Below are 16,211 nucleotides of genomic sequence, written 5' to 3' on the forward strand. Positions count from 1 at the left end.
GGGCGGGCGGCTCGCACGAGACGCCGTACTTACCCGCGCGGTGGTGACACGGGCCGAATCCTCACCTGGGGCACCCCGCTACAGCGTCGAGGGTTGCCGTCCGGCCAGCCAGGGCTTCGCACCGGAGCTCATGATTCTCGGGGACGACGCTAGGGGCCGGGTCCGCCCTGCGCCCAGCCGTGCGACGACGTGTCACGGCCCGGCCCGTCATGACGTCACACTTGCGTCCGGAGCCCGTGCCGGTCCACGACAGGGGGCCCGCCCGGTCCTGCCCGCGGGGCAACGGCGCCCGGGCACGGGGAAGGGCACCGGCCCGGGGCGAGGAGGCGGGTCCTCGTCCCGGGCCGGTGCCCTGCCGCGGCGGGGAGCCGGGCTACTTCTCCCAGGGCGCGGGCACGGGGAAGTAGCGCTCCAGGAACTCGCGCATCCGCTCGGCGCGCTCGGCGGCGGGGACCTCCGGGAAGCTGCCGTCGTTGAGGCAGAACATGTCGAGCCCGCGCTTGGCCAGCAGCCGCTCCATCCGCTGCAGGCCGGCCTCGGTCGTGGTGTCCACGTAGGCGGTGCGGGCGGTGTCCTGGGTCACGGCCCGCCCGGCCAGCAGCGCGTAGTAGTGGTAGAGCGAGTTCGTCACGGAGATGTTGCCCGCGGCGCGGAACCGGCTGGCGGCCGTGCGCCGGAACTCCTCCGGGAACTCCTCCTCGAGCTCGGTGACCACGCTGCGGCGCAGCGGCGCGGCGCAGTGCTCGAGGTGGCGGGTGGTGATCCGCCCGAAGCGCTCCCACAGCAGCTTCCGGTTGACCCGGGCCGCGTTCTCGAACCCGGAGCGCTCGGGGTGGCCCTCGCCCAGGCCGATGCGGGTGGAGGCCTCCACGAACTTCGTGACCCCACCGGGGGAGAAGAACAGGGACGGGCCGATCTGGCGGCCGAAGAACATGTCGTCGTTGGAGTACAGGAAGTGCTCGGCGAGCCCCTCGATGCGGTGCAGCTGCGCCTCCACCGCCTGCGAGTTGTAGATCGGCAGCACGGAGGTGTCCTCGAAGAACTCCTCGCTGCGCACGATCCGCACCCGCGGGTGCTCGGCCAGCCAGGCCGGGGGCGCCGAGTCGGTGGCGATCCAGACGGTCCGCACCCAGGGGGCGAACATGTGCACCGAGCGCAGCGCGTACTTCAGCTCGTCGACCTGCCGGAAGCGGGCCTCGTGGTCGTCGCCCTCGCCCACGACCGCGTCCTCCATGTAGGAGGCCCGCACCCGCCGGTACTCGGGGTCGGAGCCGTCGACCCACGAGAAGACCATGTCGATCTCGAAGTCGATGTCGCTCGCGTGGTCGGCGAACATGTTCTCGATCGTGGCCCACTGCAGCCCGAAGCGCTCCACGGTCCCGCGCACGGCCTCGGCGCGGGAGACGCTGCGGCGGGTCAGGGAGTTCTCCACGGGCAGGCGGATCTCGTCCCGGCCGAACTCCCACAGCTCGATCTGCACGCCGGTCGCGGCCCCGTAGTAGAGGCGGGAGCGCTTGGCGTAGTGCGGCCGGTAGAGGCGGAAGACCCGGGCGTTGCGGCGGTGGGAGAGCTCCCCGTCGGCGAGCAGCTCGGAGGTCTTCTTCTTGGTGTCCATGGGCTTGACGTAGTACGGCTCGCCCTCCGCGGCGGCGACCAGCGCCTCCCGCAGGCGGGTGCGCTCGCGCAGGTCGACGGCGACCACGGGCCGCTCGTCGTTGCCGCGCACGAGCAGGTGGTCGATCCCGGCGGCGTCGAGCACGCCGCGCAGGAACAGCAGGTTCTCGACCATGACCTCGTACGGGGTCCGGTCGGTGATCCGCAGGGCGAAGCGGCCCTTGTAGCGCACGACGTCCTCGCGCTGCTCCAGCGCGGCCGCGGACGCGCGCGAGGCGCTGCGGAACTCGTCGCCGTCCGTCCCGTCCTCGGGGGCCGGGAAGTAGGCGGTGTCGAGCACAGTGGTGTCGATGGTGGTCTCCTCGTGGTCGGTGCCGCGGCTGCGGCGCTCCCAGGATAAGACCTCGCCCGCCCCGGCGGTCAGGCCCGGGGCTGGCAGCGCTCGCAGAACCACACGGCCCGGTCGCGGGGCGGGCCGGGGCCGGGGCGGCCGGGCTCGAGCTCGGCGTCGTCGATGCGGGCCTCCGTGATCCTCGCCCCGCAGCGGCGGCAGGGCTGCCGGCCCCGGCCGTAGACCCAGAACTGCTCCCCGCGCCGGGCCGGGCCGCCCACGGTGGAGCGCTGGGAGCGGTCGCGGTTGACGTGCAGCAGCCGGTGCGAGAGGTCCACGAGCGCCCCGAGGTCCGGGACGTCGGCGACCGCGGTGAAGGGGTGGACCCGGCCGAGGAAGAGCACCTCGTTGCGGTAGACGTTGCCGATCCCGGCGAGGTTGCGCTGGTCCATCAGCGCCGCCCCGATCCGCCGCCCCGGCACCGCGGCCAGCCGGCCGAGCGCCGCGGCCCGGTCCCAGTCGGGGCCCAGCAGGTCCGGGCCGAGGTGGCCCACGACCTCGTCCTCCCCGGCGGTGGCGACGAGGTCGAGCATCCCGAGGTCGAAGCCGACCGCCTGGGCCCGGGCCGTCTCCAGGACCGCCCGGGCCTGGTGGCCGGGACGCCGCCACCGCGCCCCGCGCGGGTAGACGTGCCACATGCCCTCCATGAGCAGGTGCGAGTGCAGGCTCAGCGGGGTCAGACCCTCCGGGCCGCCGTCGGTGCGCACCAGCAGGTGCTTGCCGCGGGGCACGACCTCGGTGACGGTCCGGCCGGAGAGGTCGGCGGTCGCGACCGACGGGAAGCGCAGGTCGCTGCGCACGAGCACCTGCCCGGCGAGGGCGCGGTGCAGCAGCGCGGCCTGGCGGTAGACGGTGTCACCCTCGGGCACGGGGTCCTCCTCCGGGTCGGGGCCCGGGCCGCGGCGCGCTCACCGGCGCATCCTCAGCCCGCGCGGGGTCGAGTAGAACCCGCCGGCCAGCAGGGCCTCGCGCACGGCGGTCTCGAGGGGGCCGGGGCCGAGGACCTCCGCGCCGTTGACCTTCTCCACGGTGAGCTTGTCCACGGCCCCGCGCCGGACCGTCTCGACCACCGCGGGACCGGCGGCGGCCACGGCCGCGGCGTCGTCGTCGAAGACGAGCACCGTGCGCCCGCCGCGCTCGACGTAGAGGACCAGCGCCCCGTCGACCAGCACGACGACGGCGCCGGCCTTGCGCCCGGGCCGGTGCCGGCCCGGGGCCGCCGCACCCCCGTCCGGGGCGGGGGCGGCCACCGGCTGCGGCCACTCCAGGGCGGCCCCGTACGGGTTGGCGGGGTCGGTCGCGGCCAGGGCCAGGACCACCGGCTCCTCCCGGCGGACCTGGTCGTCGGTGCTGAACCCGCGCAGGTGGTCGACCGTGGCCGGCTGGGCGAACTGGGCGGCGCCGAGGCCCTCGACGAAGTAGCCGCGCCGGGCCCGGCCGGTGTCCTCCAGGGTGGAGAGCACCTTGTACATCGTGGCGAAGCCGCCGGGGACCTCCTCGACCGCCACCGGGCCCCTGGTCACGACCCCGTAGCGGTCCAGCAGCAGCTCGGCGGTGGCCGAGGCGCGCAGCGTGGGCTCCAGCGGCTCGGGGTCCAGGCGGGACCAGCGCCCGGCCACGAGGGGGGCGTCGTGGCGCTCGAGCACACCGGCCCCCGCTCGGCCCGCGGCAGGCCCGCCGGTGCCGGGGCGCAGCCGGGCCGCCCCGCGCCGGACGGTGGAGCGGCCGCGCGGCGCGCGCGGCTTGTGCCGGTGGGCCGCCTGTCCGCCGGCGAGCAGCGAGCGCACCGGCAGGAACGTGTCGTTGGTGACGAGCCCGGCCCACACGAGGTTCCACAGGGCCGTGGTCAGCTCCCCGGCGGGCACCGGGTCCCCGGTCGCGTCGAGGCGGGCCAGCAGCTGGGGGAAGAACCAGGCGCCGCCGGTGCCCAGGGCCTCGAGGACCCGCCGCTCGAGGGCGGAGTCGAGGAACGCGGCACGCTCGGCGAGGACCTCGGCCGGCGGCAGGGTGAGGGCGGCGGCCTCGCTCAGGTGCAGCGACACCCACCCGTCGTCGCCGGCGAGGGACCCTGCCCCCGCCCACAGGACCTCGCCGGAGGCGGTGAGCTCGTCCAGCAGCTCGGGCCGGTAGTCGGCCACGCGGGCGGCGAGCACGAGCGGCTCCCACGCCGAGGCGGGCACGGCCGTGCCCGCGAGCTGGTCGACGACCGTGAGCACCCCGTCCTCGCCGCGCAGCTGGTTGCCGCGGCCCACGTGCTGCCAGGCGGGCAGGAAACGGGCGTAGACCCGGCCCGCGACGGGCTCGACGTCGCGGCGCAGCGCGGCCAGCGACCGGCGCCGGATCCGGCGCAGCACCTCGGCCTCGCACCACTCGGCGCCCGCGCGCAGCCCGCGCCCGGCCAGCAGCTCCGCGGGGCGGAACTCGCCCTCCACCACGCGCCGCTCGGCGCCGAGGCGCTCGAGGGTGGTGCGCACGACCGCCACGCCCAGGCCCAGGGCCCCGGCGGCCTCCTCGGCGGTGAAGGGCCCGTGCGTGCGGGCGTAGCGGGCCACGAGGTCGGCCAGGGGGTCCTCGACCGGTTCGACGAACGCCAGCGGCACGCCCATGGGCAGGGGCACCCCCAGGGCGTCGCGCAGGCGGGCGGCGTCCTCGATCGCCGCCCAGGACTCGACCCCGCGCAGCTGCACCCGCAGCGCCCGGTTGGCGGCCACGAGCTGCTCCAGCCAGGCCCGGGCGGTCTCCTCCGGGCAGGCCCGCTCGGGGTCCTGCGGGTCCTGGAGGCGGCGGGCGGCCTCGGCGGCGCTCAGCGGCCCGAGCAGGCGCAGCAGGTCCGCCGCGCCCTCGGCCCCGCGCAGCCGCCGGTCCGGGGCCAGCCGCTGCAGCTCCGCGCCCGTGCGCTCGATGACCTCCGGGTCGAGCAGCTCCCGCAGCTCGGCCCGGCCCAGCAGCTCGTTGAGCAGGGCGGTGTCCAGGGACAGCACCGCGGCCTTGCGCTCGGCCAGCGGCGAGTCCCCCTCGTAGAGGAACTGGGAGACGTAGCCGAACAGCAGGGTCCGGGCGAAGGGTGAGGGCTGCTCCGTGGTCGTCTCCACGACCCGGATCGCCCGGCGCTCCACGGCCCGGTGCAGCTCCTGCAGCGCCGGCAGGTCGTAGACGTCCTGGAGGCACTCGCGCACCGTCTCCAGGATGATCGGGAACTGCGGGTACTTCCGGGCGACGTCGAGCAGCTGGGCGGAGCGCTGGCGCTGCTGCCACAGCGGGGTGCGGCGGCCGGGGTCGCGCCGGGGCAGCAGCAGCGCGCGGGCGGCGCACTCCCGGAACCGGGAGGCGAACAGCGCCGAGCCGCCCACCTGCTCGGTGACGAGCAGCTCGAGCTCGTCGGGGTCGAACAGGAACAGCTCCGCACCGGGGGGCTCGTCCTCCATGGCCGGCACGCGCAGCACGATCCCGTCGTCGGCGGCCTGGGCGGCGCCGTCGAGGCCGTAGCGCTCCTGCAGCCGGGCGCCCACCGCCAGCGCCCACGGGGCGTGCACGGGCATCCCGAACGGGGAGTGGAGCACGACCCGCCAGTCGCCGAGCTCGTCGTGGAACCGCTCGACGACGAAGAGCCGGTCGGAGGGCATCTGCCCCACGGCCTCCTGCTGCTCGGCGAGGTAGGCGAGCAGGTTGTCGGCGGCCCACTCGTCGAGCCCGGCCGCGCCGAGCCGGGCCCGGGCCTGCTCCGGGGCGGCCCCGGCGACCTCGCGCACGAACCGGCCCACCGCCCGGCCCAGCTCCACGGGCCGGCCGGGGCCGTCGCCGTGCCAGAACGGCAGCTTGCCGGGCACGCCGGGGGCGGGGGAGACGATCACCCGGTCGTGGGTGATCTCCTCGATCCGCCAGCTGGAGGCGCCCAGGGCGATGACGTCGCCCACGCGCGACTCGTAGACCATCTCCTCGTCGAGCTCGCCCACCCGCCGGGAGTTCTTCCCGTCCTGCTCGCCCACGAGGTAGACGGCGAACAGGCCGCGGTCGGGGATGGTGCCGCCGGAGGTCACGGCCAGGCGCTGCGCGCCGGGGCGGCCCTCGATCGTGCCGGTCTCGCGGTCCCAGACGATGCGGGGGCGCAGCTCGGCGAACTCGTCCGAGGGGTAGCGGCCCGAGAGCAGGTCCAGGACGGCGTCGAACGCCGAGCGGGGCAGGGACAGGAACGGCGCGGAGCGGCGCACGACGTCGAGCCACTCCTCGACGTCCAGCGGGCCCAGGGCGCTCGCGGCGACCGTGTGCTGGGCGAGGACGTCGAGGGGGTTGGCCGGGATCGCCAGCGGCTCGATCCGGCCCTGCAGCATCCGCTCGACCGTCACGGCGGCGTCGAGCAGGTCCCCGCGGTGCTTGGGGTAGAGGTGGCCCCGGGAGACCTCCCCGACCTGGTGGCCGGCGCGCCCGACCCGCTGCAGGCCCGAGGCCGCCGAGGGCGGGGCCTCGATCTGCACCACGAGGTCCACGGCGCCCATGTCGATGCCCAGCTCCAGGGAGGAGGTCGCCACGACGCAGCGCAGCCGCCCGGTCTTGAGGTCGTCCTCGATCAGGGCGCGCTGGTCCTTGGACACCGACCCGTGGTGGGCGCGGGCCAGCACGGGGTCGGCGCCCTCGTAGCGGCCGTGCTGGCGGGCCGGCCCCGCGGCGCGACCCGCGGCCGGACCCGCCGGGGCGGTCCCCGGAGCGGCTCCGCCCCGGGGACCGCCGGCACCGTCCGAAAGCGTCTCGCGCAGGACCTCCCCGACCGGGCGCGGGGCGCCGCCGGAGGACCCCGTGCCCGGGCCCGCGGCCTCCGGTCCGGGACCGGTGTCCGCGCCCGGGTCCGCGGCGGTCCCCCCGGCGGCGTGCTCGAGGCGGAAGGCGTGGATCTCGTTGAGCCGGGCGGTGAGCTTCTCGGCCAGGCTGCGGGAGTTGGCGAAGACGATCGTCGCGCGGTTGGCCAGGACCAGGTCCACGACCCGCTCCTCGACGTGGGGCCAGATCGAGGCGCTCGCCTGCGGGCCGAGGGAGTCGAGGTCGTCGTCGCCGAAGGCCGAGCCGGCCAGGGACGGGGACGCGGCCGGCCCGCCGAGCACGGTCATGTCCGGGATGGGGACCGAGACGGTGAGGTCCCAGCGCTTCTCCGCCTCCGGGGCCACGACCGCGACCGGCTCCCGGCCGCCGAGGAACCGGGCCACGGTCTCGACCGGCTCGACGGTCGCGGAGAGCCCGATGCGCTGGGCGGGCCGCTCCAGCAGGGCGTCCAGCCGCTCCAGGGTCACGGCCAGGTGGGCCCCGCGCTTGGTGCCGGCCACCGCGTGGACCTCGTCGACGATCACGGTCTCCACGCCCGTCAGCGTCTCCCGCGCCTTGGAGGTGAGCATGAGGTACAGCGACTCGGGGGTGGTGATGAGGATGTCCGGGGGGCTGCTCAGCAGGGCCCGGCGCACCGCCTGCGGGGTGTCCCCGGAGCGCACGCCCACGCTGACCTCCGGTGCCGGGCGGCCCTGGTGGCGGGCGGTCTGGGCGATGCCGATCAGCGGGGCCCGCAGGTTGCGCTCCACGTCGACGCCGAGGGCCTTCAGCGGGGAGACGTAGAGGACGCGGGTGCCCCGCCGGGGCCCCTCGGCGGCAGCGCGGGCCCGCTGCCGCAGGCTGCCCGTCCCGGTCGCCGGCGTCTCCTCCGCCGGGCCCGGCGCGGACCCGCCGGCGGGGGCGTCGGCGACGAACCGGTCGAGGGCCCACAGGAACGCGGCCAGGGTCTTGCCCGAGCCCGTGGGGGCGACGACGAGGGCGTGGTGCCCGGCCGCGACCGCCCGCCACGCCCCCTCCTGGGCGGCGGTGGGCGCGCTGAAGGCCCCCTCGAACCAGGTCCGGGTGGGCTCGGTGAACAGCCGGAGCGCGGGCTCAGCCACCGAACCCCTGGACCTCGAGCTGCTGGACGCCCGGGGCGGCGCACGCCTGCACCGGCAGGGGCACCACGACCGAGGAGGTGTTCTCGGGCGGGTAGACGCGCAGGCCCGCCGCGGGGCGGGCCTCGCAGCCGGCGTGCACGGCGGCCTGGCCGATCCGCAGGGCGGCGGTCGCGGACCCGCCGGGGGCCAGGGTCCCCCCGGTGCCGGGCACGCCGGTGTCCCGCGCGGCGGCCGCGCCGATCTGCGCGCCGGTGCCGTCCACGAAGGACACGCCGGGGTAGCCGGCGACCCGGCACGGGTCCGGCCCGGTGTTGGTCACGGTCAGCTCGACCCACACGGACCCGGCGGCCCCGCCGGCCGGTGCGGCCGCGACGTCGAGGTCGGGCAGCCGGCACACGCCGTCCGCCCGGTGGGCCCCGGCGGGCGGGATCGCGGCGGCCGAGCCCTCCGGGCGGTCGGCGGCGTCCCCGGCGGGGGCGTCCCCCTCCGCCGGGCCGTCCCCGGCCGCCGCGCCGTCCGGGCCGCTGTCCCGGTCCGTCGCGGCGCCGGTGCTCTCGTCGCCGGGATCCGGCGCCGCGGTCCGCTCCGCGGGCTCCCCGCCGGGGGCGGACGTCCCCCCGTCGGCCGCCGGGGAGGGGCCGGACGCGGCCCCGGAGGGGGCGGGGTCCGAGGCGCCCTCCCGGGGGGCGGTCGCGGCGGTGCCGTCCGGGGCGGGGGCCGGCTCCTCGGCGCCGCCGGCACAGGCGGTGAGGGCCAGCAGGGAGGCGAGCGCGAGCGCGCCCCGCACGGGACGGCGGCGGGAGGCCGCGGGGGCGGGCGAGGGCGGGGGGACGGCCGGGGTCATGGGGGGCTCCTCCTCGGGGGACGTCGTGGGCGACCACGCCCCGAGGAGGCCTGCCCTGCCCGGGGCTCCCAGTGTAGGTCCGGGCACCGACACGCCCCGGGAGCGGCTACGGCGCGGGGGCGGTCCCCGCAGCGGCTCCCGGCGGGGTGCCCGGGGCGGGCTCCGGCGGCAGGGCCGCGCGCAGCACCTGGGCGAGGTGGACCCCCTCGGCGCCGGTGCCCTGGGCGATCTGGGTGCGGCAGGAGAAGCCGTCGGCCAGCACGATGGTCCCGTCCGCGGCGGCGCGGATCGCGGGGAACAGCTCCCGCTCCCCGAGGCGCTGGGAGACCTCGTAGTGGCCGGGCTCGAAGCCCCAGTTGCCGGCGAGGCCGCAGCAGCCCCCGCCGACCACGGCGGTGTCCACGCCCAGCTTCGCCAGCACCTCGAGCTCGGGGCCGTAGCCCAGCATCGACTGCTGGTGGCAGTGCACCTGGCACACGGCCGCGGCCGGTCCGGCCTCGGTGGCCAGCTCCCGGAACGGCCAGGGGCCGCCCTCGGCGAGGTGGCGGGCGGTGAAGGCGCCCAGCGTGGTGGTGAGCTCGGCGACCCGGGCCGCCCGCGGGTCCCCCGGCAGCAGCTCGGTGATCTCGTCCTGCAGCATGACGGTGCAGGAGGGCTCCAGGCCGATCACCGGGTAGCCGGCCTCGAGCAGGGGCGCCATGACGTCGAGGGTCTCGCGCAGGACCTTCCGCGTCATGTCCAGCTGGCCGGTGGAGTGCCAGGTCAGCCCGCAGCACACGTTGTCCATGGGCAGCAGCACGCGGTAGCCCATGGCCTCGAGGACCTCCACGGCGGCCCTGCCGGGGGCGTCGGCGGCGAAGTTCGTGAAGGTGTCGGGCCACAGCACGACGGTCGGCCGGCCCGCGGCGTCGTCGCCGGGGCGGTGCCCCTCCGGCCGGCGGTCCCGGAACCAGCGGGTCAGCGGACGGTCGACGAAGGAGATCATCCGCCGCTTCCGCTCGATCCCGCCCAGGCGCTTGGTCAGCTCCTCGACGGGGCGGAAGGACTCGGCCAGGTTGATCGCGCGGAACGCGAAGGGGACCTTCTCCACGATCCGCATCAGCAGCGGCATCCAGCCCATCGTGAACTGGGCCGTGGGCCGGCGGTTGCGCCCCAGGAAGGAGCGCAGGCCCTGGCCGTAGTGGTGGTGCAGGAACTCGGCCTTGTAGGTGGCCATGTCCACGTTGACGGGGCACTCGGTGGCGCAGGCCTTGCAGGACAGGCACAGGTCGAGGGCCTCGAGCGTCTCCTTCGACTTCCAGCCGTCCGTGATGGACTCCCCGCGCAGCATCTCGGCCAGGGAGCGGGCGCGGCCGCGGGTCGAGTGCACCTCGTCGCGGGTGGCCTGGAAGGACGGGCACATCGCCCCGGCGTCGGAGCGGCAGGCGCCCACGCCCACGCACCGGTTGACCGCACCGGCGAAGGAGCCGCCGTCGCGGGAGAACGCGTGCACGGGCGTGAGGTCGAAGGTGCGGGCCCCGGGACCGGGGCGGATGCCCCGGTCGATCGGCTCGGGGTCCACCAGCACGCCGGGGTTGAACAGCCCGTCGGGGTCGAAGGCGGCCTTGAACGCGGCGAAGGCCGACAGCGCCTCGGGGGAGTAGATGGTGCCCAGCAGCTCGGAGCGGGCGCGGCCGTCGCCGTGCTCGCCGGAGACCGACCCGCCGTAGCGGTGCACGAGGGCCGCGGCGCGCTCGATGAACGTGCGGTAGGCCGCGACCCCGTCGTCGTCGGTGAAGTCGAAGGAGATGCGGATGTGCACGCAGCCCTCCCCGAAGTGCCCGAACGGGATGCCGGTCAGGCCCAGCTCGTGCAGCAGGGCGTAGAGGTCGCGCAGGTACTCGCCCAGCCGCGCGGGCGGGACCGCGGAGTCCTCCCACCCGGGCCAGGCCTCCCCGCCGTCGGGCAGGCGGGTGACGATGCCGGCCCCGGCCTCGCGGATCCGCCACAGACCGCGGGCCCGGTCGGCGTCGGTGACGATCACGGCGTCCACGACGTTCTCCGGCACGAGCCCCGGCAGGGCGCGGGCCGCGGCCTCGGCCTCCTCGAGGGTGTCCGCGCCGATCTCGCAGTAGAGCCAGCCGCCGCCGCGGGGCAGCTCGCCCCCGGCGTGCTCCTGGCCCGGGCGGGTGCGCAGGGCCTCGAGCAGGTCCGCGCCCATGCCCTCGATCGTGTGCACCCCCGGCACGCGCAGCTTCGGGGCGGCGGTCGCGGCCTCGAAGGCGTCCTCGAAGCCCAGCACGGCCAGGGCGGTGTGCGCGGGCTTGCGGACCAGGCGCACCGTGAGCCGGGTGATGATCCCGCACGTGCCCTCGGAGCCGGCGAAGGCCTTGGCGGTGTCGAAGCCCTTCTCCCCGAGCAGGTAGTGCAGCCCGTAGCCCGAGACCTGCCGGGGGAACTGTCCCAGCTCCGTGCGCAGCATCGCCAGGTGCCGGTCGCGCAGCCCGGTCAGCGCCCGGTCCAGCTGCGGGTCGGAGGTCCCGCCCGCGCGCAGCTCGACCTCCCGGCCGTCGGCGAGCATCACGGTCAGCGCCACGAGGTTGTCCGCGGAGGTGCCCCACGCCACGGAGTGGGAGCCGCACGCGTTGTTGGCGACCATCCCGCCGATCGTGCACCGCGAGTGCGTCGAGGGGTCGGGGCCGTAGGTGAGGCCGAACTCGGCGGCCGCCGCCCGCAGCTGGTCGCACACGACCCCGGGTTCGATGACGGCCGTCATGGCCTCGGGGTCGATCGAGAGGATCCGGTTGAAGTGCCGCGAGGTGTCGACGACGAGGCCGTCGCCGATCGCGTTGCCCGCCACGGAGGTGCCCCCGCCGCGCGGGACGACCGCCCAGCCGCGCTCCCGCGCCAGCGCCAGCAGCTCGCGCACCTCCCCGGCGTCGCGGGGCTCGGCCACGGCCTCGGGCAGGCGGCGGTAGAGGGACGCGTCGGAGACGTAGGCGGCGCGCGTGGTCAGGTCGTCACGGATCTCGGTCATGGTCCATCTCCTGCGCGGCGCGGCGGCCGGGCTCCGGTGGGGCGGGTCGGTGGGCGGGCTCCCCGGGTCAGGGGCGCCGGCTCACCACTCGGGGGCGATGGTGACCTCGGCGCCGTCGAGGTCCTCGGACCACTCGACCTGGCAGCTCAGCCGGGAGGTCTCGTGCCGGGTGTCGTCGAGCATGTCGAGCAGGTCCTCTTCCTCGTCGCCGATCTCCCCGGACTTCGCGAAGGAGGCCGGGTCCAGGTAGGAGTGGCACGTCGAGCAGGAGGCGTTGCCGCCGCACGTGGCCAGGATGGGGTACTTGTGCCGGGTGAGGGCCTCCATGAGGCTCTCGTGGCTCTTCCAGTCCACGCCCTCGGTGCGGTTGCCCTCGCGGTCGATCACGGTGACGGTGATGCTGCTCACTGCTGGCCTCCTGGGGCGCGCTGGCGCCCGGTCTCGACGTCGGAAATCCCGCCCCATTGTACGGTCGCCCGCCCGCGGTCCCGGACGGGCGCGGCCCCGGAGCCGCGGAGGAGCTCGCGGGTCAGGCCGTGGGGAAGGGGCGGACCGTCAGGGCCTGGGCGACCTGGCCGAGGTAGCCGGCCTCGTCGTGCAGCGCGGAGGAGGTCAGGCCCGTCCCCTGCGCGGTGAAGGTGACGTCGGTGTCCAGGCCCACCCAGCCGGAGACGGGCTCGCGCAGCAGGTGCACGCCCAGGTCGACGTTGGGGAACGCCGCCTCGTGCGGGGCCACCCGCACCGCGATGCCGTTGGCGGCGTCGACCCCGGTGAGGAACCGCGCCGTGGCCGAGGACTCCTCCCCGGCGACGACGGCGTGGGGCGCCCGCAGCCACATCGCCGCCCGTCCGGGCCGGTGCCCGACCACGCTGCGGCCCTCGAGGGAGGCGATGTAGCCGCCCGGCCACCGGGAGCGCATGTCCGCCGCGGGGGCCTGTGCGACCGGGGGCAGCGGCTCGCGGTGCGTGCCGGCCAGCGCGGCGGTCTCCCCGCGGGCCAGCCGCCACGTGCTCAGCCGGATGCAGGAGCGCCCGCCGTGGCTCATCACGGCCTCGAGCAGCTCGATGGTCCGGCCGGGACGCACCACCCGGGTGGTCACCTCGACCTCCCCGCCGGGGATCAGGCCCAGGATGTCGTAGGAGAAGCGCACCGCCACCATGTCCTCGCGGGGGTGGTTCGTCTCGAGGGCGTGGGCGAGCAGGCCGGAGGCCGCGCCCATGTGCTGCTCGTGGTCGTTCCAGGCGCCCTGGGAGTGCAGGGTCGAGCGGAAGCGCGTCGCGTCCAGGCGCACGAAGTACGCGTCGGGGACCTCCTCGCCGTCCAGCCCGAGGTGGCCCGCCGTCCGTGCCGTCTGCGTCATGCTCCGTGCTCCTTCCCGTCCGGCCCGCCGCGGTGCGGGCCCTGTGACCGCCCCCACGGTAGCCGCCCGGCCCCCGGGCCGCCCCCGGTGCTCGCCGCTCCCCGCCCGAGTGACCACGGAACAGGCGAGTGACCACGCCGTGCCGTGGTCACTCGCCTGTTCCGTGGTCACTCGGCGCCGGGGGCGGTTCCCCGTGGGGCGGGGCGCCGGGTCCGGGCACGCGGAAGGCCCCTGCTCCTCGAGGAGCAGGGGCCTTCCCGACTGGCGGTGACGGAGGGATTTGAACCCTCGTTGGCTCTTACACCAAACATCATTTCGAGTGATGCACCTTCGGCCGCTCGGACACGTCACCAGCTCGCAGTACTGTACCGGCCGGAGCGCTCAAGCGCCAAAACCCGGGGGCGGGCCGGGGGAGGGGCGCGGCGGGGCGCCGTCGTCGTCCCCCCGTCCTGCCCCGGGGGCGCGCGGGGACCGGCGGTGGCCCGCGAAGAAGTCCAGGAGCAGGCGGGCGCACTCCTCCTCGAGGATCCCGCCGGTGACCTCCACCCAGTGGTTGAGCCGGCGCTCGCGCAGGACGTCGAGCACGGAGCCGGCCGCCCCGGCCTTCTCGTCCCACGCGCCGAGCACCACCCGCGGCGCCCGGGCCAGCACGATCGCCCCGGCGCACATCGCGCAGGGCTCGAGCGTCACCACGAGGGTGCAGCCGTCCAGCCGCCACGACCCCAGGGTGCGCGCGGCCTCGCGCAGGGCCAGCACCTCGGCGTGGGCGGTGGGGTCGGCGTCGGCCTCGCGGCGGTTGCGCCCGCGCCCGAGCACCGTGCCGTCCGGGCCGACGACGACGGCACCGATCGGCACGTCCCCGGTGGCGGGGGCCGCCGCGGCCTCGTCGAGGGCCAGGCGCATCCACCGCTCAGCGCGGACCTGGTCCCGGGTGCGCGGGGGCAGTGCCACGGGGTGCTCCTTCCGGTCGGCGGGGCGGGCTCGGGACCCGCGTGCGCGCGCCGGGTCCGGGACCCCGGTCCGTCGGGGACCGCGGGACCCCGGTGGTAAATTCTGGCCCATGCGAGTGACCGTTCTCGACCACCCCCTGGTGGCCCACAAACTGACCGTGCTCCGGGACAAGAACACCACGTCCCCGGTGTTCCGCCTGCTCGTCGAGGAGCTCGTGACGCTGCTCGCCTACGAGGCCACGCGCGAGGTGCGCGTCGAGCCCGTGGAGATCGACACCCCCGTCACCCGGACCGCCGGGGTGGGGCTGTCCAAGCCCCGGCCCCTGGTCGTGCCCATCCTGCGCGCGGGTCTGGGCATGCTCGAGGGCATGACCCGGCTGATCCCGACCGCGGAGGTGGGCTTCCTCGGGATGGCCCGCCACGAGGACACGCTGGACATCATCACCTACGCCGAGCGCCTGCCCGACGACCTCACCGGGCGCCAGGTCTTCGTCCTCGACCCGATGCTCGCCACCGGTGGCACGCTGCGCGAGGCGATCAAGTTCCTCTACCGCCGCGGCGCGGAGCAGATCACGTGCGTGTGCCTGCTCGCCGCCCCCGAGGGCCTCGCCGCCCTCGAGGAGGAGCTGGGGGACTCGGAGGTGAACATCGTCCTGGCCGCGCGCGACGAGCGGCTCGACGAGAACGCCTACATCGTCCCCGGTCTGGGGGACGCCGGCGACCGTCTCTACGGCGTCGTGGACTGAGCGGCCCGCGGCCCGGACCGGGTCGGAGGGCGAGGGCCCGCCGAGCACGACGGTGCTCGGCGGGCCCTTCTCGTCCCGGGCGGCAGTCCGGATGCTGAGACAGCGCTGTCCCCCAAACTCCTCCCTTGACACCGAGATCAATACGTGCATGACCTGCAATCAGGACGCGCGGACCGACCGTTCTGTTGAATTCTCGGTGAAATGCGGAGCACGGCATGAGCAGTGAGCTGACGAAGGGGGTTCATTTTGGCGTTCCGGCCGACGGCGCGTCGCCGTTGTCTCACATCGTGAGATAATGACGAAAATGTTTCTTGCGTACCCGTCCTGCCTGGTGGAGGATGAGGAACGTGCCACTTGTCAGGAAGCTCACAGCAATGCCCTGAGCTCCTGGACCACGGATCGGCGGAACCGTGGTCCGGCGGTGGCGCGGTCGCCCTCCGGGGCATCCGGACGGGGCACCCGTCCGCCGATCGACGCAGGAACGAGGGACTGCCAGATGCCAGGTACACCGGGATACGTTCACATCTCCCAGCGCACGCGCGCCGGGGAGGCCCGTGGGGTCCGTCGTCCCCAGCCGGGCCACGACCGCGGGCCGGCGGCGCCGGCCGACTACCGCAGCCTGCGCGGCCCGCTCGGGGCCGTGCCCACCGCCCCCGGCGAGCAGCCGTTGCCCAACCGGCTCCGGCGCGAGGCCCCGCCGCGGCCGCCGGCCCAGGAGCACGAGGCGCGCGGCTTCGTGATCTACGTCGGCCTCGACGAGGAGACCGCCGCCGCCCACGGGACCTCGCTGGTGAAGATGGTGCAGAGCATCCGCGCCTACGCCCAGCAGCTCGTCCCGCAGGCCGACTCCTACGCGGCCGTGGCCCTGGCCCCGGCCGAGACCCCGGGCACCGACCTCGAGGTCGTGCGCAACGCCCTGGGCGACCCGACGACCGGCACGGTCCGGCCCGCGGCCACCGCGGCCCCGGCGCAGGCCCCCGAGACCCGGACCAGCCAGTCCACGGGCGTGCTGATCGACCTCTCCCGCCGCGAGGTGTTCCTGGACGGCAGCGTCCTGAACCTCACGTTCAAGGAGTTCGAGCTGCTGAACTACCTCGTGGAGAACGGCAGCCGCACCGTCGGCCGCCACGAGCTGCTCTCCAGCCTCTGGCGCGACGCCGAGGAGGTGCCCAACGAGCGCACCATCGACGTCCACATCCGCCGGCTGCGCTCCAAGCTCGGGCGCCTGGCCAACACGGTGCGCACCGTCCGCGGCCAGGGCTACCGCTTCTACGAGCACCCCGAGGTCGTCGTCTGGGCGGCCCCGGAGTACTCCATCTGAGCCGGCCCGCGCCCCGTCCGGCCCCGGCCGCGCCCCTGCGGGTCCGGGGCCGTGCCG

The 16,211-nt window shown here is 75.9% G+C and carries 10 protein-coding genes, 1 tRNA gene and 1 riboswitch; of the genes, 2 read left to right on the plus strand and 9 right to left on the minus strand.

Features of this window, described 5'->3' with window-relative positions; translation table 11 throughout:
• Positions 1–20 precede the first annotated feature (20 nt).
• Positions 21–136, minus strand: a riboswitch (SAM riboswitch).
• A gap of 237 nt (positions 137–373) precedes the next feature.
• The 9 genes from LQU92_RS09440 to tadA all read right to left on the minus strand — a co-directional run bounded on the left by LQU92_RS09440 (position 374) and on the right by tadA (position 14,040).
• The gene (locus LQU92_RS09440) at positions 374–1,789 is read right to left on the minus strand and encodes a stealth family protein (protein ID WP_101853047.1); all 1,416 of its coding nucleotides are present in this window, start codon (positions 1,787–1,789) and stop codon (positions 374–376) included.
• Between the two features lie 245 nt (positions 1,790–2,034).
• Entirely contained in the window at positions 2,035–2,874 is an 840-nt protein-coding gene (locus LQU92_RS15325; protein ID WP_101851678.1) for a DNA-formamidopyrimidine glycosylase family protein, read from the minus strand.
• Positions 2,875–2,913: 39 nt separating this feature from the next.
• A complete protein-coding gene (locus tag LQU92_RS09450; protein ID WP_230780190.1) occupies positions 2,914–7,917 on the minus strand; it encodes a DEAD/DEAH box helicase in 5,004 nt (1,667 codons plus the stop codon).
• Entirely contained in the window at positions 7,910–8,761 is an 852-nt protein-coding gene (locus LQU92_RS15020) for a DUF4232 domain-containing protein (RefSeq protein ID WP_255667317.1), read from the minus strand. Before LQU92_RS15020 ends, LQU92_RS09450 begins: the two co-directional genes overlap by 8 nt.
• A 106-nt stretch (positions 8,762–8,867) precedes the next feature.
• The gene (locus LQU92_RS09460; RefSeq protein ID WP_230780193.1) at positions 8,868–11,777 is read right to left on the minus strand and encodes an FAD-binding and (Fe-S)-binding domain-containing protein; all 2,910 of its coding nucleotides are present in this window, start codon (positions 11,775–11,777) and stop codon (positions 8,868–8,870) included.
• An 81-nt stretch (positions 11,778–11,858) separates the two neighbouring features.
• A complete protein-coding gene (locus LQU92_RS09465; RefSeq protein ID WP_101851682.1) occupies positions 11,859–12,185 on the minus strand; it encodes a 2Fe-2S iron-sulfur cluster-binding protein in 327 nt (108 codons plus the stop codon).
• Between the two features lie 121 nt (positions 12,186–12,306).
• The gene (locus LQU92_RS09470; protein WP_230780195.1) at positions 12,307–13,137 is read right to left on the minus strand and encodes a thioesterase family protein; all 831 of its coding nucleotides are present in this window, start codon (positions 13,135–13,137) and stop codon (positions 12,307–12,309) included.
• Between the two features lie 262 nt (positions 13,138–13,399).
• Positions 13,400–13,489: transfer RNA gene (locus tag LQU92_RS09475), tRNA-Ser, on the minus strand.
• Between the two features lie 29 nt (positions 13,490–13,518).
• Positions 13,519–14,040 carry a tRNA adenosine(34) deaminase TadA gene (tadA, locus tag LQU92_RS09480; RefSeq protein ID WP_230780402.1) on the minus strand — a complete coding sequence of 174 codons (522 nt, stop codon included), beginning with the start codon at positions 14,038–14,040 and terminating at the stop codon, positions 13,519–13,521.
• Between the two features lie 157 nt (positions 14,041–14,197).
• Here tadA and upp point away from each other — a divergent pair, with 157 nt between their 5' ends.
• On the plus strand, positions 14,198–14,833 hold the full coding sequence (gene upp, locus LQU92_RS09485) for a uracil phosphoribosyltransferase (protein WP_101851684.1): 636 nt from the start codon (positions 14,198–14,200) through the stop codon (positions 14,831–14,833).
• Between the two features lie 496 nt (positions 14,834–15,329).
• Entirely contained in the window at positions 15,330–16,154 is an 825-nt protein-coding gene (locus LQU92_RS09490; RefSeq protein WP_230780198.1) for a winged helix-turn-helix domain-containing protein, read from the plus strand.
• The last annotated feature ends 57 nt before the right edge of the window (positions 16,155–16,211 follow it).

The organism is Kocuria sp. LUK (genome assembly GCF_021012935.1).
Taxonomy (GTDB): Bacteria; Actinomycetota; Actinomycetes; order Actinomycetales; family Micrococcaceae; genus Kocuria; species Kocuria flava.